Genomic DNA, 17747 nt, shown 5'->3' on the forward strand with positions numbered 1-17747 from the left:
ATTCCCTGTTACATCCTGAAGATGCCGAAAGTGGTCTTTTCCACCGGCGCATTCAACGCTGCCGAGAGGCCCAGTCCCAGCACCGTGCGGGTATCCGCCGGGTCGATAATTCCATCATCCCACAGGCGGGCACTGGCGTAGTAAGGATGTCCCTGGTGTTCGTACTGATCACGGATGGGCGCCTTGAAGGCCTCCTCGTCCGCCGCCGCCCAGCTTTCACCACGCGCCTCCAGGGCGTCACGCTTGATCTGCCCCAGCACGTTGGCGGCCTGTTCCCCACCCATCACCGAGACCCGGGCGTTGGGCCACATCCAGAGGAAGCGGGAGCCATAGGCACGGCCACACATGGCGTAGTTGCCGGCACCAAAACTGCCACCGACGATAATGGTGAACTTGGGTACTTTGGCACAGGCCACGGCGGTCACCATCTTGGCCCCGTCCTTGGCGATGCCACCCGCCTCATACTTCTTGCCCACCATGAAGCCGGTGACGTTCTGCAGGAACACCAGCGGGATACCGCGCTGGGCACAGAGTTCGACAAAGTGCGCACCCTTCTGGGCCGACTCGGAAAACAGGATACCGTTGTTGGCGACAATGCCTACCGGGTAGCCGTGGATATGGGCAAAGCCGCAGATCAGGGTGGTGCCGTAGAGCTTTTTGAATTCGTCCAGCTCGCTGCCGTCCACCACCCGGGCGATCACCTCGCGGATATCGAACGGCTTGCGCAGGTCGGTGGGCACGATGCCGTAAATATCCTCCTTCGGATAGAGCGGTTCCACCGGCTGGCGCAGCGTTACCTCGGGCCGCTTGTCACGGTTCAGGGTGTTGACCACGCGGCGGGCCAGCCCCAGCGCGTGGGAGTCGTTCATGGCGTAGTGATCGGTAACACCCGAGGTGCGCGAATGCACATCCGCCCCGCCCAGCTCCTCCGCCGTCACCACCGCGCCAGTGGCCGCCTTCACCAGCGGCGGGCCGCCGAGGAAAATGGTGCCCTGCTCCTTGACGATAATGCTCTCATCCGACATGGCCGGCACATAGGCACCACCCGCGGTACAGGAACCCATCACCACGGCAACCTGAGGGATGCCCTGGGCCGACATGTTGGCCTGGTTATAGAAGATGCGACCAAAGTGTTCACGGTCGGGAAACACCTCGTCCTGGGTCGGCAGATTGGCGCCACCCGAGTCTACCAGGTAGATACAGGGGAGCCGGTTTTCCCGGGCGATCTCCTGCGCGCGAATATGCTTTTTCACCGTCATCGGGAAATAGCTGCCGCCCTTCACCGTGGCGTCGTTGGCAATGATCATGCACTCCTGACCACAGACCCGGCCGATGCCGGTAATCACCCCCGCCGCCGGCACCTCGTTGTTGTACATGCCGAAGGCGGCAAACTGGGACAGTTCCAGAAACGGCGAGCCGGTATCCAGCAGTACGCGGATACGTTCACGCGGCAGCAGTTTGCCCCGCTTCAAATGCTTTTCCCGGGCCCGCTCGCCACCACCCTCGGCAATCACCTCCACCCGCTCACGCAGATCGGCCACCAGCGCCTGCATGAACACCTGGTTCTCCCGATACTGTTCACTTTTGCGATTGATACTGCTCTTGATGACCGACATTACCAGCCTCCTGTCGCTAACCAGCGGTCGACCTGCTCCAGCCGGTCATTACCCCAGAAGGGTTCACCGTCTACAAAGATATAGGGCGAGCCAAATACCCCACGCGCCACAGCCGCCTCCGTTTCCTGTTTCAGTCGCGCCTTCACTTCCGGACTCTGCATCCCCAGCAGCAGTTGCTCCCGATCAATACCAAGTGGAACGGCCAGATCAGCCACCAGGTTGGCGTCGGTGCCATCACGCCCCTCGCCAAAGGTGGCGTGGTAGATTTTTCTGGCCAGGGCCTTCGCCTTCTCCGGCTGTGCATCCACCAGCCAGTAAAAGGCGCGGGAAGCAGCCAGGGCCGCCTTGGGAAAGTTGTCAGGCAGCTGGAATGGCAGGCCCTGTTCACGGGCGCAGCGTCGCATGTCATGCAGTGAATAGTCACCCTGCAGCGGGATATCCACCAGTGGACGGGCGCCGGTCAGGGCGAAGGTCGCCCCCACCAGAAAGGGCCGCCAGATCACCTCCCGCCCATGTTTGGTGGCAATCTCATCAATGCGGGCACTGGCCAGATAGCCATAGGGTGAGTAGAAATCGAAATAGAACTCCAGCGGGGCACTCATGGCTCACTCCTCGGCAATGGCACGGGAGATGACAATACGCTGTATGTCACTGGTGCCTTCATAAATCTGCGAGATACGCACATCACGATAGATGCGCTCCACCGGAAAATCCTTCAGATAGCCGTATCCACCATGCACCTGAATCGCCGCCGAACAGATCTGTTCCGCCGCCTCGGAGGCAAACAGCTTCGCCATGCAGGCCTCTTTGAGACAGGGCTGAGCCGCATCCCGCAGCACCGCCGCGTTCATCACCATCAGGTGGGCCGCCTCCAGTTGCGTGGCCATATCGGCCAGCCGGAAGGCCACCGCCTGGTGATTGATAATCGGCGTGCCAAAACTCTCCCGCTCCCGCGCATAGTCAAGTGCCGCCTGATAGGCCGCCCGTGCCATGCCGACACACTGGGCGGCAATGCCGATGCGCCCACTCTCCAGATTGCTTAGCGCAATCTTGTAGCCCTCACCCTCCTGCCCGATCAGGTGATCCGCCGGGATGCGGCACTCGTCGAAGAAAATTTGTGCGGTATCCGAGGCGTGCTGGCCCATCTTCTGCTCGATATTGGCCACCTTGTAACCCGGGTTGTCGGTAGGTACCACGAAGGCGCTGATCCCCTTCTTTCCTGCCGCCGGATCGGTCACGGCAAACACGATCGCCACCTGGGCATACTTGCCAGAGGTAATGAACTGCTTGGTGCCGTTCAGCACATATTCATCGCCATCGCGCAGCGCACGCATCTTCAGCGCCGAGGCATCGGAACCGGCCTGGGGTTCGGTGAGACAGAAGCAGCCAAGCATCTCGCCGGAGGCGAGCGGCTTCAAATAGGTCTGCTTGAGATAGTCGCTGCCGAATTTCAGCAGCGGTCCGCAGACCACCGAGTTGTTGACACTCAGGATAGTCGAGCAGGCGCCATCACCTGCGGCAATCTCCTCGATCGCCAGGGCAAATGAGAGATAGTCGGTGCCTGCGCCACCCCACTCCTCGGGAATGGTCATACCGAACAGGCCGAGCGCCCCCAGTTCCTTCAGTTCATCGGATGGAAAGATACTCTCCCGGTCCCACTCGGCAGCATTGGGAGCAAGGCGCTCCCGGGCAAAGTCCCGTGCCATGTCACGGATCATGCGCTGTTCTTCAGTGAGGATCATTCAACGGCTCCTGTGGGTCACTATTTTGTTATTCATACCAGCCCGCTCCAGGCCGGTTGTTCGCGGCGAGGCGCCGCTCCTACGGGCAATTTCGCGGCAGGAGGCCCGCCCCCGGGCCGATAATCACGACGGGGACGCCGCTCCTGCAGTATGTGTTACAGCCGCTCAATGGCAACCGCAGTGGCCTCACCGCCACCGATGCAGAGGGAAGCGACACCGCGCTTCAGCCCCTGCTCTTCCAGCGCCGCCAGCAGGGTGACGATGATACGTGCGCCGGAGGCACCGATCGGGTGACCCAGGGCACAGGCGCCGCCGTTGATGTTCACTTTTTCATGATCCAGTCCCATCTCGCGCATGGCCGCCATGGTGACTACGGCAAATGCCTCGTTGATCTCCCACAGGTCCACATCTTGTTTGTTCCACTCCAGCCGCTGCAGCAGATTCTGCATGGCGTAGACCGGGGCGGTGGTGAACCAGCAGGGCTCGCCGGCATAACCGGCATGGCCATGGATCACTGCCCTGGGAGAGAGACCGCGTCGTTCGGCTTCCGAGGCACGCATCAGCACCAGGGCCGCCGCGCCGTCGGAGATGGAACTGGAGTTGGCCGGAGTCACGGTGCCGTCCTTGCGGAAGGCGGGACGCAGGCTGGGTATCTTCTCCGGGCGGGCCTTGCCGGGCTGCTCGTCAATGGCCACCTGGGTATCACCACCGCGCCCCGAAATGGTCACCGGGACTATTTCACGCTCGAAACGGCCCGCCTCGATCGCGGCATTGGCACGACTGAGGGAGGCAATGGCAAACTCATCCTGCTGTTCGCGGCTGAATTTGAAGTGATCGGCACACTGTTCGGCAAAGGTTCCCATCAGTGCACCCCGGTCGAAGTAGGCGTCTTCCAGACCGTCCAGGAACATATGATCCATCACCTTGCCATGGCCCAGGCGATAACCGCCTCGTGCCTTCTCCAGCAGATAGGGGGCGTTACTCATGGATTCCATGCCACCGGCCACCATCACCTGGTTGCTGCCGGCCTTGATCAGGTCATGGGCCAGCATCACGGCCTTCATACCGGAACCGCACACCTTGCTGATACCGGCACAGGGGGTGCTCAGGGGAATACCGGCACCGAGCGCCGCCTGGCGCGTGGGCGCCTGGCCGATACCGGCGGTCAACACGTTACCCATCAGCACCTCCTGGACATCCTCGGGACTGATACCGGCCCGCGAAACCGCTGCGGCGATGGCCGCCGAGCCGAGCTGAGGCGCGGTCAATGCAGCGAGGGCGCCCTGAAAACCGCCCATCGGGGTACGGGCGATATCAACGATGACAATTGGATCACTCATGGAATAACTCCGGTCTGTTCAAATACTCAATTTTGTGTGGGACTCTACCGGTAACAGATGATGGGGTTCGCTTCGCTCACCCCATCCTGCGACTCGCCCCTATACCTGCCGTGTCCAGGCTGCCCGTCAGTACCGGCTAGCGGGTCTCGTTGAACAGCTCCCGACCGATCAGCATGCGACGGATCTCCGACGTACCGGCACCGATCTCGTAGAGCTTGGCATCCCGCAGGAAGCGGCCGGTGGGATACTCATTGATGTAGCCGTTGCCGCCCAGGGTCTGGATCGCCTCCAGGGCCATCCAGGTGGCTTTTTCCGCAGAATAGAGAATGGCACCGGCGGCATCCTTGCGGGTGGTCTCGCCGCGATCGCACGCCTTGCCGACCGCATAGACATAGGCCTTGCAGGCGTTCAGGGTGGTGTACATATCGGCCAGCTTGCCCTGCATCAGCTCAAACTCACCGATGGGGCGACCAAACTGTTCGCGCTCGTGAACGTAAGGCACGACCACGTCCATGCACGCCTGCATGATGCCCAGCGGACCGCCGGAAAGCACGGCGCGCTCGTAATCGAGACCGCTCATCAGCACTTTGACGCCCTGATTGAGGCCACCGAGTATGTTCTCCTCCGGTACTTCCACATCCTCGAACACCAGTTCACCGGTGTTGGAACCGCGCATGCCGAGCTTATCCAGCTTCTGGGCACTTTTGACGCCGAACTCCCGTTCGATGATAAAGGCGGTAATGCCTTTCGCACCGGCACTGGGATCGGTCTTGGCATAGACCACCATCACATGGGCATCCGGGCCATTGGTGATCCACATCTTGTTGCCGTTAAGAATATAGCGATCCCCCCGCTTCTCGGCCTTGAGGCGCATGCCGACCACGTCGGAACCGGCATTCGGCTCGGACATGGCCAGGGCACCAATATGTTCACCGGTAATCAGTTTCGGCAGATATTTCTCTTTCTGTGCCTGATTGCCGTTACGCTTGATCTGGTTAACGCAGAGGTTGGAATGGGCGCCATAACTGAGACCGATAGAGGCGGAGGCGCGGCTGATCTCTTCCATGGCCACCATGTGAGCCAGGTAACCCATTTCACTACCGCCAAATTCTTCGGAAACAGTGATACCCAGCAGCCCCATATCACCCAATTTTTTCCACAGATGGTTGGGGAACTCGTTCTTTTCGTCCGTTTCCGCCGCGATGGGTGCAATTTCGGCGGCGGTAAACTCCTGCACGGAATCACGCAACATCTCTACGGTTTCACCCAGATCAAAATTCAACGAAGGCAGGTGGATCATTCAGATTTCTCCTTAACAGATGCTGCCGCAGGCAGACAGCCTCTCAAAATATACGGTGTGGATACTGTCACCCGTCCGCCAAGAGATGCAGACGCGTGCCAAATGGGGCAACCACACCAAACCGGTAATCATTGGTCAAAACCGAAATCCGCCGGAACTCAACAACCGACGCAAAACATAACTTACGTTTACGTTAACGTCAACTGCAATATATTTTTAATACCCGCTGTTACTCAACTATAGAATGAAGAGGAAAACAGCGTTCAGAAATTCAAACAGCGGCAATTAAGTAGAACGGACAAGAGAGGGATGAAGATGAAAAGAACCGCAGCTGTATGGGGCAAGCCAGCTTTTGTCCACCCACCGGGTATTTAACTCGCTTACCTAGGGGCACGGAAGAGTTAACAGGTAATTATGGGCGATGGTTTCTGAATAACAGTGGCAGACCAAAAAGGCGCCACCATCAACCATCACTATCCAGCTCGCTGAGCACATTCAGAGCGCGCTTCTCGACGCTTTCCATCTCGTGCAGCACCGCCTCGATATCCTGACGCTGCTGTTCCAGCATCTCGCGCCGGGCCTTGATTTTATCAATCAGAAAGCGCAACTGGCCGGACTCACCGGGCGAGGTATCGTACAGATCGAACATCTCTTTTACTTCGGAGAGTGGAAAACCGAGCCGCTTGCCCCGCAGCACCAGTTTAAGACGCACCCGATCGCGTTCACGATAGACCCGTCGCCGTCCTTTCCGACTGGGGGAGATCAAACCCTGATCCTCATAGAAGCGGATAGCTCTTGGCGTGACATCGAACTCCTTGGCCAGTTCGGAGATGGTATAGGTGGTGCCTTTCATGGTTTCGACATCGTCAGCCGGATCGTCGTGTAGTTTATCCATTAGCATATTCTATCCCAGTTAACAGTGCTTTTTATAGATCGGTACACCGTGCTGTCCGTCGCCGGCTCCTGTTTACGGTGATGATAATTTCCGGGCAAAACTGACCGCAGTTTGCTTTTATGAGTGCCATACTCAACGGTGACGACGCTGAACGGCAAAACCTGCTGCCTATTGTTATAACCTACGTTTACGTAAACGTCACTATACTTTCTATTCCTAACATGGTCGAGTCGCCCAATTTGCGACCTCCGTCGACCGAGAGCATATCATTGACGTTTACGTTAACGTAAGGTAGCTTTAGTCTGAATACGATCCGAGAGAGTGCCCCGGACCGGACACCCAATCACCAGTAAAACGATATTTATTTTTATTTACAGTAAGTTACAGAATTACACCGGAGACATTATGTCGAACGTCCTTCAGGCAAACAATGTGGTCGGCATTGCTCACCAACAGAACAAAATACGCTTTGTAACGGCTGCCAGCCTGTTTGATGGCCATGACGCTTCCATTAACATCATGCGACGTATCCTTCAGGCCCAGGGCGCCGAGGTGATCCATCTGGGGCATAACCGTTCGGTTGCCGAGATAGTCAATGCCGCGCTGCAGGAGGATGTCCAGGGCATCGCCATCAGTTCCTATCAGGGCGGCCATGTCGAATACCTGAAGTACATGGTGGATATGCTGAAGGAGCGCGGCGGTCAGGAGATACGCGTCTTTGCCGGTGGTGGTGGTGTGATTGTGCCGGAAGAGATCAAGGCACTGCACGACTACGGCGTGACCCGCATCTTCTCTCCGGAGGACGGCCAGAAAATGGGCCTGCAGGGAATGATCCAGTTCGCCATGGAACAGAGCGATTTCGATCCCGGCCAGTTCGCCCCCGACAGCCTTGAGCCGGTCATAAAGGGTGATTGGCGGGCACTGTCCCAGATCATCACCCGACTTGAGAACAGCGACAACACCCTTTCGGAACAGGTTTCCGAAGCAGCCCTGACAGTAAAGAAGCAGATCCCGGTACTGGGTATCACCGGTACTGGTGGTTCCGGCAAGTCTTCCCTGACTGACGAGCTGATCCGCCGCTTCCGGCTGGGCCAGCAGGACCAGCTCAAGATCGCCATTATTGCCGTCGATCCGACCCGCCGAAAAACCGGCGGTGCCCTGCTGGGCGACCGTATCCGCATGAACGCCATCGAGCATCCGAATATCTTCTTCCGCTCGGTCGCTACCCGTGACGCCAGTGGTGAGGTGCCGGACTATGTGGCGGATATCGTCAAGGCGTGCAAACTGGCCGATTTTGACTTCATCATTGTCGAGACCCCAGGCATCGGCCAGGGCGATGCCGGCATTGTGCCGCTGGTGGACGCCTCACTTTATGTGATGACTCCGGAGTTCGGCGCCCAGAGCCAGCTGGAAAAGATCGACATGCTGGACTTTGCCGACTTCATTGCCATTAACAAGTTCGACCGCAAAGGAGCGGAGGACGCCTTTCGGGATGTGCGCAAACAGGTACAACGCAACCAGGAGGCGTTCAGCACGCCGGTGGAAGAGATGCCGGTCTACGGCACCATTGCGGCCCGCTTCAACGATGAGGGCGTGACCGCCCTGTATCATGGCCTGCGTGACAAGTTGGCGGAACTGGGCATGACCGTCAGCGAGGACAGCCTCCCCCGCGGCGACGAAAAATGCTCCACCGGCAAGCAGGTGATCGTGCCGCCCCAGCGGGCGCGCTATCTGGCGGAGATCGCGGAATCGGTACGTGGCTATAAAAGGACGGTGGCAACCCAGGCACGGATTGCCCGCGAGCGGCAACAACTGAGCGAATCCAAACGCATGCTGGGCGAGGCCGGCAGCATGGTTGCGGACCTGGACCGGCTGATCGCCGAACGTGATGAAGCGCTGGACCAACGGGCGAAAAAGCTGTTGGAGATCTGGCCGCAGGTGAAACAGAGTTACGCCGGTGATGAGTACGTGGTGAAGATCCGCGACAAGGAGATCCGTACCCAGATCACCCGTACCACCCTCTCCGGCACCAAGATCCCCAAGGTGGTACTGCCGAAATACGAGGACCACGGCGAGCTGTTGAAGTGGCTGCTGCTGGAGAACGTACCCGGCACCTTCCCCTACACGGCCGGGGTGTTCGCGTTCAAGCGTGAAGGCGAGGACCCGACCCGCATGTTTGCCGGTGAAGGGGATGCATTCCGCACTAACCGTCGCTTTAAGAAGTTGTCAGAACACTCTGATGCTAAAAGACTTTCTACCGCATTTGACTCGGTCACCCTGTACGGCTGCGATCCTGACGAACGACCCGATATCTATGGCAAGATCGGCAACTCGGGCGTCTCCATCGCCACCCTGGATGACATGAAAGTGCTGTACGACGGGTTCGATCTCTGCAATCCGAGCACCTCGGTATCGATGACGGTGAACGGCCCGGCACCGATGATCCTGGCCATGTTCCTTAACTCCGCCATCGATCAGCAGATCAACAAATTCGAAACCGACAACGGCCGCCAACCCACCGATGAGGAGATCGAGAAGATCCGCGCCTGGACGCTCTCCAATGTACGCGGCACGGTGCAGGCGGATATTCTGAAAGAGGACCAGGGGCAGAACACCTGCATCTTCTCCACCGAATTCGCACTCAAGCTGATGGGCGATATCCAGGAGTACTTCGTGCACCACCAGGTGCGCAATTTCTACTCCGTCTCCATCTCCGGTTACCACATTGCCGAGGCCGGAGCCAACCCGATCTCCCAGCTCGCCTTCACCCTGGCCAACGGCTTCACCTATGTGGAGACCTACCTGGCCCGCGGCATGGACATCGATGAGTTCGCCCCCAACCTGTCGTTCTTCTTCAGCAACGGCATGGACCCGGAGTACACCGTCATGGGCCGGGTGGCGCGGCGCATCTGGGCCACGGCCATGCGCTTCAAGTACGGCGCCAACGAGCGCAGCCAGAAGCTCAAGTACCACATTCAGACCTCCGGCCGCTCACTGCACGCCCAGGAGATGGATTTCAATGATATCCGCACCACCCTGCAGGCGCTGATCGCTATTTATGACAACTGCAACAGCCTGCACACCAACGCCTATGACGAGGCGATCACTACCCCGACCGAGGAGTCGGTACGCCGCGCCCTGGCGATCCAGTTGATTATCAACAATGAGTGGGGCCTGACCAAAAACGAGAACCCGAACCAGGGCGCCTTCATCATCGACGAGCTGACAGAGTTGGTGGAAGAGGCCGTGCTCAGCGAGTTTGAACGCATCTCTGAACGGGGCGGCGTGTTGGGTGCCATGGAGACCGGCTACCAGCGCGGCAAGATCCAGGATGAGTCCCTCCACTACGAACACATGAAGCACGACGGCTCCTTGCCAATCATCGGCGTCAACACCTTCCTCAACCCGAAGGGTAATGAAGAGGTGACGATCGAACTGGCCCGCTCCACTGAAGAGGAGAAGCTGAGCCAGATCAAACGGCTGCGTGAGTTCAATCAACGCCATGCTACGGCGGCCGATACCGCACTGGAGCGGATTCGCAGCGCCGCCATCAACAACGAAAACATCTTCGTTGAGCTGATGAATGCCGTTCGCAGCTGCTCCCTGGGGCAGATATCCAACGCCCTGTATGAGGTGGGCGGGCAATACCGCCGCAATATGTAACCAAATTCATGGGGGATTCCGCCCCCATGTTTATTTACTGGCTACTTCAATAATCAAAGGTAACTTACTGTTTATATTATTTATTAAAAATAACAGATAAGCAGACCATTGCGGTCGGGCAATTGCTTTTGCACTCCGCAGAAAAATCCTTTGTAATATGTAATATATTTCACGTTTACCAGAGGTTGATATGCAAGTTAATTCAGTTGGTGTCATCGGGGCCGGTACCATGGGGAACGGCATCGCTCAGGTCTTTGCCGCCGCAGGATTCAAGGTCATCCTGCATGACATCGCCGACGCTCCACTTCAACGCGGCCTGGATACCATTGAAAAAAATCTCGACCGGATGCTGCAGAAAGAGAAGATCAGTGCAGCGGACAAGTCCGCCACCCTGGCCAATATCAGTGGTGTGACCAGTCTGGATGAACTGGCCGGAGCTGATTTGATTGTGGAAGCGGCCAGTGAAAACCTGGAGATCAAGAGCAAGATCTTCCAGGAGCTGGATCGCATCTGTAAACCCGAGGCGGTACTCGCCACCAACACCTCCTCCATCTCCCTCACCCGAATCGCCCGGGAGACCCAGCGCCCGGAGAAGGTGATCGGCATGCACTTCATGAACCCGGTCCCGGTAATGAAGCTGGTGGAGGTGATCCGCGCCCTGCAGACCAGTGACGAGGTGTACCAGCTGATCGACGACCTGTCGAAAAAGATCGGCAAGGTGCCGGTGGAGGTCAACGACAGCCCGGGTTTTGTCTCCAACCGCATCCTGCTGCCAATGATCAACGAGGCGATCTACACCCTGTACGAGGGCGTGGCCACGGTCGAGGCGATTGACGAGGTGATGAAGCTGGGCATGAACCACCCCATGGGTCCGCTGGCCCTGGCAGACCTGATCGGCCTGGACACCTGCCTCTCCATCATGGAGGTACTGCATGAAGGGATGGGCGATACCAAGTACCGCCCCTGCCCCCTGCTCCGTCGCATGGTGGATGCCGGCTACCTGGGACGCAAGAGCGGCAAGGGTTTCTACGATTACTAATCATCGGGCCACTGATCGCGGCGGGGGCGCCGCTCCTACAGACAGGGTTCACTTGTAGGAGGCCCGCCCCGGGCCGATTACTAACCCGGCTAGCCCGGGTTAGTGCATAAATCGTGGCAACAACCATCGATCAAATAGCCAACAGGCGAGGCCACTATGGAATTTGAAAACATCCTCCTGGAACAGGTTGAAACCGGCATCTACAAGCTGACCGTCAACCGCCCGCGCAGCTTCAATGCGCTCAACAGCGCCACCCTGGATGAAATCTACGCGGCCGGTGAACAGCTCGCTAACACCCCGGACGCCCGGGTGCTGCTGGTCACCGGCGCCGGAGACAAGGCCTTTGTGGCCGGTGCCGACATCGCAGAGATGCGGGACAAGAGCGCCATCGAAGGGCAGGTCTTCTCGCAGAAAGGGATGCGCGCCTTTCGGCGCCTGGAAACCCTGGATATCCCGGTCATCGCCGTGGTCAACGGCTACTGTCTCGGCGGTGGCAATGAACTGGCCATGAGCTGCGACTGGATCATTGCCTCGGAGAAAGCCCAGTTTGGACAACCGGAGGTCAATCTTGGTGTCTCCCCGGGTTTTGGCGGCAGCCAGCGGCTGACCCGGTTGATTGGCCGGGCCAAGGCGATGGAACTGCTGGTTACCGGTCGCCAGATAAAGGCCGATGAAGCTCTGGCCTGGGGCCTGGCGAATCATGTTTACGCCGCCGATGAGTTGATGGAGAAGGCGCTGGAGACGGCCCGACTGATCAACCAGAAAGGACCGGTATCCGTACGCCTGACCAAACAGGCTGTGCAGCGGGGCCAGGACCTGGACCTGGACAACGCCTGCCTGCTGGAGAGCCAGGTGTTCGGCCTCTGCTTCTCCACCGAAGATCAGAAGGAGGGCATGGGTGCCTTCCTGGAGAAACGTGCAGCGCAGTTCAAGGCGCGCTAAACCGGAAGGGGTCGGAGTCGAATGAGAAAAACCACGAGGCTCCGATCTCACCGCTCCGTCAAAATCAACCCCGCCCCCTGCGTTTCGCGTAGGCAGGCAGATCCCGAATCACCGCTCTCGTTCCCATGCTCCGCGTGGGAACGAGGACACCACTCCCGCGGCAAGAAACGGGCTGTCTGGTTTGAGTAACACTCACAGACACCGGTCGCTTTTACAGCTACCCCCCTTGCCTCCCCCGGCAGTCTCCTGTCTAATCCTGCAGTCGGCCCCATCCAAAAGAACAAAATAAACTCATAACAATGCATCAATTCGCATCACGCTGGAAACTGCTCTTTATTCTGGGTGCCATCCTGGTATCCGGCTTCGTCGTGGTGAACTTCGCCAACTATCTGGTCTCCAGCAACTCGATACGCTCCGCACTGATAAACAATGAACTGCCGCTAACCAGCAACAACATCTACTCGGAGATCCAGGCCAGCCTGCTAAGACCGATCTATATCTCGTCACTGATGGCTAATGACACCTTTCTCAAGGACTGGGTGATAGAGGGTGAAACAGACCTCAACAAGATCACCCGTTACCTTACCGAGATACAGAAGAAGTACCAGGTTGCTTCCACTTTTCTGGTTTCTGCCAAGACCCATCGCTATTACCACACCAAGGGAGTACTGAAGAGCGTTTCGCCCCAAGTACCGAAAGACAGCTGGTTCTTCAGCATGGAGTCCCATGAGGGAAACTACCGGGTGGATGTGGATGCCAACGAGGCCAACCGTAACCACTTGACCATCTTCGTCAATCATAAGCTGCACGACTTTGACGGCAATTTTATTGGTGTCACGGGACTGGGACTGGATGTAGTGAATGTGGCAACCATGATAGATCGCTACACCGAGAACTATCAGAGAAGCATCTATTTTGTTGATCGTAAAGGGTTCATCAAGAGCCACACCGATGAATCGATGATCGACACAGTCAATATCCTGAAGCTACCCGGTATTTCTACTGTCGCGGACAAATTGCTGACCGGCGACAGTGGCTTTCTGATCTATGACCGGGCACAGGATACTGTACTGCTCTCCTATCGCTATATACCGGAGCTTGACTGGTTCCTGTTGGTGGAACAGACCGAGGATGTGGCACTGGCACCGCTTCGCAATGCGCTTTTCTTCAATCTGATCATCAGTGCGGCGATTACCCTGCTGGTGCTGCTGATCAGCGGCTTTACCATACACCACTTTCAGTCCCACCTGGAGTCGATGGCCAAGACAGACAAGCTTACCGGCCTGTTCAACCGGCAATACTTTGACGTGCTGTTCGCCCATGTGATTAATAACGTGGGGCGTCACACCAGCCGTCTATCCCTGGCACTGTTCGATGTCGATAACCTGAAGACGGTCAATGATCAGGAAGGCCACTTGGGAGGCGACCGCCTGTTGCAGTCAGTATCACTGCTGGCGCGGGAACATATCCGCAAAAACGACGTCATCGCCCGCTGGGGTGGCGACGAGTTCGTCATCCTGTTTCAGGACTGTGACGCCAAAACCGCTGCTCAACTGATGGACAGAATACGCCTGCGCATTTTCTCCACCGCCAATCAGGAAGAGGCGCTGGTGCAAAAATCGATCAGCGTTGGTATTGCCGAATTTGAACCCGAAGATACCTGTGAAACCCTGCTTGCTCGAGCGGATACCCAGTTGTACGAGGCGAAACGCAAAGGACGCAACCGCATTGAGGGTTAGATTGCAGGATTAGAATCGCCTTCCCCCTTCCAGCCAGCATTCGAACGGGCGTTATCCACTGCCCGAGCTACACTCTCTATACTTCTACCGGTTCCACCGGCTATTAAAGCGTCGAAGATCAGAAAAAAAACCGTCAAGGTAGTATTCGGGAAATTCACCTGTTGACCACCCGAGTTTTTTTAATTAGTGTTGCTCACAAGTTACGTTTACGTAAACGTAATTCTATTTTCAGGTTTGGTGCGTTACCGCGAATATATTTACAAACAATAGCGGCAGCCAGCGATCACCAAGGCTATCCGCATAAGGGAGAAACCGCTCCATGGCATTGAAAGACATACTTGTTCATATCGATGATACGCCGCAGTGCGACAAGCGGGTAAAGATTGCCATCCAGCTGGCCAAGCAGAACAAGGCGGGATTGACCGCACTGTTTGCCCGCGCCGATCCTGGTCTGAAGGGTTTTGAACCGAACATGGCCAAGCGTCACCAGGCCCACGAAGCACTGAGCGAGCAGATCCACGGCAAATACGCGAAACTGGCCGAGAAAGCCGGGGTTGAGCTGGTCTGGATAACTGCCAAGCTGCCGAGCAATCTGGAACAGCTGATGAATCAGGTAATTCAACAGACCCAACAGGCGGATATGATTATTGTCGGCCAATATGATGAAAAGAGCGCTAGTGGCAGTATCCCGGAAGAGATGCCGGAGCACCTGGTGCTGGAGAGCGGAAGGCCGGTGCTGGTTATCCCCTACGCAGGTGATTTCAAAACAGTCGGCAAAAAAGCGGTCGTGGCCTGGACCCCAGGCCGCGAGTCGGTTCGCGCGCTGAACGACGCTATCCCATTGATGACAGAGGCAAAAAAGGTCAAGGTTATCGCCATTAACCAGAAGAAAAAGGACAAACGCCCTTCCGGGGTGACGGTTGATCAGGCTGCCGCACACCTTGCCCGTCACGGGATCAAGGTGGAGAGCGATCAATTCTCTACGCGAGGCGTGGATGAAGGTAATCTGATCCTCAACTGCCTCTCGGATGAACGAGCTGACCTGTTGGTAATGGGCGCCTATGGGCATCACCGCCTGCGACAGCTGATCCTGGGTGGAGTTACCCAAAAGATATTCGAGCATATGACCACGCCGGTACTGATGTCGCACTAAACTTCTGGATTTGGGGGATACCACCCTGCGAGTCACTTGTGGGATGCAGCAATGGATTCCACGTAAAGACAGGATCCGTACCGAACGATGGAATAAAAGAGGCACGCCTTATTGACCATTCAAGCGTTTTTAATTAGTGTTGGCTATAATTTACGTTTACGTAAACGGAAATAATTATTTATTGACGTTTACGTAAACCGTCATTAAACAATATAACAATAGAATACGATCCATCACGCTTTTAACGCCTGAATTCGGCGTCAACAGATAACAAATCTCCCGGCGCCCCGACGCCGGACCATTGACAGTGAGAGGAGTTGAGGGAATGTCATTATCCCCAAACCAACCCGACGGGCAGACGAACGCTACCCTTGATACTTTCCCAAAGCTGCTGCTGAACCACGCCCGGGTTCGCGGCAACAAGGTGGCAATGCGTGAAAAGGATCTCGGCATCTGGCAATCATGGACCTGGTCGGAAGTGTCCGATGAAGTCAGGGCGCTGGCCTGTGGCCTGGCGGCGCTGGGGTTCAAGCGCGGCGACAAGCTGGCCATCATCGGTGACAACCGCCCCCGACTCTACTGGGGATTCGCTGCCGTACAGTGCCTTGGGGGCATACCGGTACCGCTGTACCAGGACTCAGTGGCCGATGAGATGGCCTATGTACTGGGGGATGCCGAGGTGCGATTCGCCCTGGTGGAGGACCAGGAACAGACTGACAAGATGCTCGAAATCACCGAGCAGTACCCGGCCCTGGAGGCGGTGATCTATGAAGATCCCAGGGGTTTGCGCGACTACGATCAGGGCTTTTGCACCTACATCGAGACGTTGCAGGCGCGGGGCCGGGAGTTCCACTCCCAGCACCCGGACTACCTGGACCAGGAGATCGCCAAGGGACGCGGCGATGACATCTCGGTAATCCTCTACACCTCGGGCACCACCGGCAAGCCGAAGGGGGTGTGCATGACCCATCACGCCTTCATCGAGGCCGCTCGCGGAAGCGCCGAGTTTGACGGGCTCAATGACAACGACAGCATGCTCGCTTATCTGCCCATGGCCTGGGTGGGCGATCATCTGTTCTCCTACGCCCAGGCGCTGGTAACCGGTTTTACCATCAACTGTCCGGAATCGGCGGAAACGGTAATGACCGACATGCGGGAGATCGGCCCCACCTACTACTTCGCACCGCCCCGGGTGTTCGAGAATCTGCTCACTCAGGTAATGGTTCGCATGCAGGATGCCAGCGCTATCAAGCGCCGCATGTTCGACTACTTTATGGATGTTGCTCGCCGTTGCGGCGCCGAGATACTTTCCGGCAACAAGGAGGTATCCACTCGCGATCGGCTGCTTTACCGGTTGGGTGATTTCTTCGTTTACGGACCACTGCGTAACGTGTTGGGGATGAGCAAGCTGCGCATCGCCTATACCGCGGGTGCCGCCATCGGCCCCGACCTGTTCCGCTTCTACCGCTCACTGGGTATCAATCTCAAGCAGCTATATGGTTCCACCGAAACCTGCGCCTATGTCTGCCTGCAGCCCAACGGTGACGTCAAGTTGGACACCGTGGGCATACCGGCCCCCAAGGTGGAGATCAAAATCGCCGACAACGGCGAGGTACTGGTCAAAGGCCCCATGCTGTTTGCGGAGTATTACAACCGGCCGGAAGACACGGCGGAGACCATGAACGCCGAGGGTTACTTCCTCACCGGCGACGCCGGGTTTCTGGACGAGGACGGTCACTTGAAGATCATCGATCGCGCCAAGGATGTCGGCAAGCTCTCCAGCGGAGCCATTTTTGCCCCGAACTATGTGGAGAACAAGCTCAAGTTCTTCCCCCACATCAAAGAGGCCGTGGCGTTTGGCCATGACCGGAACCAGGTTTGTGCCTTCATCAACATCGACCTGGAGTCGGTGGGTAACTGGGCAGAGCGTCGCGGCCTGCCCTATTCCGGCTACACCGATCTGGCGAGCCGGCCGGAGGTGTACGACCTGATCCTGGAATGCGTCAACCAGGCGAACCGGGACCTGGTCGACGATCCCATGCTGAGCGAATCCCAGGTGCACCGCTTCCTGATCCTGCACAAGGAGTTGGACCCGGATGACGACGAGCTGACCCGCACCCGCAAGGTGCGCCGACGCTTCATCTCGGAGAAATATCACGACCTGGTGGAAGCGCTCTACAGTGATATCGACGAAATCCACACCTCAACCGAGGTGAAGTATGAGGATGGGCGCAGGGGTGTAATCGAGGCTGACTTGCGTATCCGCAATGCTGAGACCCATGTGACCGAACCGCTGAAGAAAGCGAGTTGAGGAGAAA

General features: G+C 57.4%; 12 protein-coding genes. 6 read left to right on the forward strand and 6 right to left on the reverse strand.

Annotation, left to right across the window (positions count from 1 at the left end):
• Nucleotides 1–8: 8 nt before the first annotated feature.
• From A3GO_RS0114360 to A3GO_RS0114390, 6 genes are all read right to left on the reverse strand, one after another.
• On the reverse strand, nucleotides 9–1616 hold the full coding sequence (locus A3GO_RS0114360) for a carboxyl transferase domain-containing protein (protein ID WP_029133982.1): 1608 nt from the start codon (nucleotides 1614–1616) through the stop codon (nucleotides 9–11).
• A complete protein-coding gene (locus A3GO_RS0114365; protein WP_029133983.1) occupies nucleotides 1616–2218 on the reverse strand; it encodes a 2-hydroxychromene-2-carboxylate isomerase in 603 nt (200 codons plus the stop codon). Before A3GO_RS0114365 ends, A3GO_RS0114360 begins: the two co-directional genes overlap by 1 nt.
• 3 nt (nucleotides 2219–2221) lie before the next feature.
• Complete coding sequence (locus tag A3GO_RS0114370) at nucleotides 2222–3358, reverse strand: acyl-CoA dehydrogenase family protein (protein WP_029133984.1); 1137 nt, start codon at nucleotides 3356–3358, stop codon at nucleotides 2222–2224.
• A 155-nt stretch (nucleotides 3359–3513) separates the two neighbouring features.
• Complete coding sequence (locus A3GO_RS0114375) at nucleotides 3514–4698, reverse strand: acetyl-CoA C-acyltransferase (RefSeq protein ID WP_029133985.1); 1185 nt, start codon at nucleotides 4696–4698, stop codon at nucleotides 3514–3516.
• 136 nt (nucleotides 4699–4834) lie between these two features.
• Entirely contained in the window at nucleotides 4835–5998 is a 1164-nt protein-coding gene (locus tag A3GO_RS0114380) for an isovaleryl-CoA dehydrogenase (protein ID WP_029133986.1), read from the reverse strand.
• Nucleotides 5999–6461: 463 nt separating this feature from the next.
• Entirely contained in the window at nucleotides 6462–6893 is a 432-nt protein-coding gene (locus A3GO_RS0114390) for a MerR family transcriptional regulator (RefSeq protein WP_037375503.1), read from the reverse strand.
• 405 nt (nucleotides 6894–7298) lie between these two features.
• On the opposite strand from A3GO_RS0114390, the gene icmF reads away from it, so the two are divergent.
• The 6 genes from icmF (at nucleotide 7299) to A3GO_RS0114420 (ending at nucleotide 17740) form a co-directional block, all read left to right on the forward strand.
• A complete protein-coding gene (gene icmF / locus A3GO_RS0114395; RefSeq protein WP_029133988.1) occupies nucleotides 7299–10556 on the forward strand; it encodes a fused isobutyryl-CoA mutase/GTPase IcmF in 3258 nt (1085 codons plus the stop codon).
• A gap of 190 nt (nucleotides 10557–10746) precedes the next feature.
• Nucleotides 10747–11595, forward strand: a complete 849-nt coding sequence (locus tag A3GO_RS0114400; RefSeq protein ID WP_029133989.1) for a 3-hydroxybutyryl-CoA dehydrogenase — start codon at nucleotides 10747–10749, stop codon at nucleotides 11593–11595.
• Between the two features lie 156 nt (nucleotides 11596–11751).
• Complete coding sequence (locus tag A3GO_RS0114405; protein ID WP_029133990.1) at nucleotides 11752–12537, forward strand: enoyl-CoA hydratase-related protein; 786 nt, start codon at nucleotides 11752–11754, stop codon at nucleotides 12535–12537.
• 299 nt (nucleotides 12538–12836) lie between these two features.
• Nucleotides 12837–14276: a sensor domain-containing diguanylate cyclase gene (locus A3GO_RS0114410; RefSeq protein ID WP_029133991.1), complete on the forward strand. Its 1440-nt coding sequence runs from the start codon at nucleotides 12837–12839 to the stop codon at nucleotides 14274–14276.
• Between the two features lie 319 nt (nucleotides 14277–14595).
• On the forward strand, nucleotides 14596–15429 hold the full coding sequence (locus A3GO_RS0114415) for a universal stress protein (protein ID WP_029133992.1): 834 nt from the start codon (nucleotides 14596–14598) through the stop codon (nucleotides 15427–15429).
• Nucleotides 15430–15754: 325 nt separating this feature from the next.
• A complete protein-coding gene (locus A3GO_RS0114420; protein ID WP_029133993.1) occupies nucleotides 15755–17740 on the forward strand; it encodes an AMP-dependent synthetase/ligase in 1986 nt (661 codons plus the stop codon).
• The last annotated feature ends 7 nt before the right edge of the window (nucleotides 17741–17747 follow it).

Source organism: Sedimenticola selenatireducens DSM 17993 (assembly GCF_000428045.1).
Lineage (GTDB): Bacteria > Pseudomonadota > Gammaproteobacteria > Chromatiales > Chromatiaceae > Sedimenticola > Sedimenticola selenatireducens.

Excerpts from the sequence above, each read along its gene's own strand:
- A3GO_RS0114410 (WP_029133991.1), top strand. The coding sequence starts at position 12,837 with ATGCATCAATTCGCATCACGCTGGAAACTGCTCTTTATTCTGGGTGCC.
- A3GO_RS0114360 (WP_029133982.1), bottom strand. The coding sequence starts at position 1,616 with ATGTCGGTCATCAAGAGCAGTATCAATCGCAAAAGTGAACAGTATCGG.
- A3GO_RS0114375 (WP_029133985.1), bottom strand. The coding sequence starts at position 4,698 with ATGAGTGATCCAATTGTCATCGTTGATATCGCCCGTACCCCGATGGGC.
- A3GO_RS0114400 (WP_029133989.1), top strand. The coding sequence starts at position 10,747 with ATGCAAGTTAATTCAGTTGGTGTCATCGGGGCCGGTACCATGGGGAAC.
- A3GO_RS0114415 (WP_029133992.1), top strand. The coding sequence starts at position 14,596 with ATGGCATTGAAAGACATACTTGTTCATATCGATGATACGCCGCAGTGC.
- A3GO_RS0114380 (WP_029133986.1), bottom strand. The coding sequence starts at position 5,998 with ATGATCCACCTGCCTTCGTTGAATTTTGATCTGGGTGAAACCGTAGAG.
- A3GO_RS0114390 (WP_037375503.1), bottom strand. The coding sequence starts at position 6,893 with ATGGATAAACTACACGACGATCCGGCTGACGATGTCGAAACCATGAAA.
- A3GO_RS0114370 (WP_029133984.1), bottom strand. The coding sequence starts at position 3,358 with ATGATCCTCACTGAAGAACAGCGCATGATCCGTGACATGGCACGGGAC.
- icmF (WP_029133988.1), top strand. The coding sequence starts at position 7,299 with ATGTCGAACGTCCTTCAGGCAAACAATGTGGTCGGCATTGCTCACCAA.
- A3GO_RS0114365 (WP_029133983.1), bottom strand. The coding sequence starts at position 2,218 with ATGAGTGCCCCGCTGGAGTTCTATTTCGATTTCTACTCACCCTATGGC.
- A3GO_RS0114420 (WP_029133993.1), top strand. The coding sequence starts at position 15,755 with ATGTCATTATCCCCAAACCAACCCGACGGGCAGACGAACGCTACCCTT.
- A3GO_RS0114405 (WP_029133990.1), top strand. The coding sequence starts at position 11,752 with ATGGAATTTGAAAACATCCTCCTGGAACAGGTTGAAACCGGCATCTAC.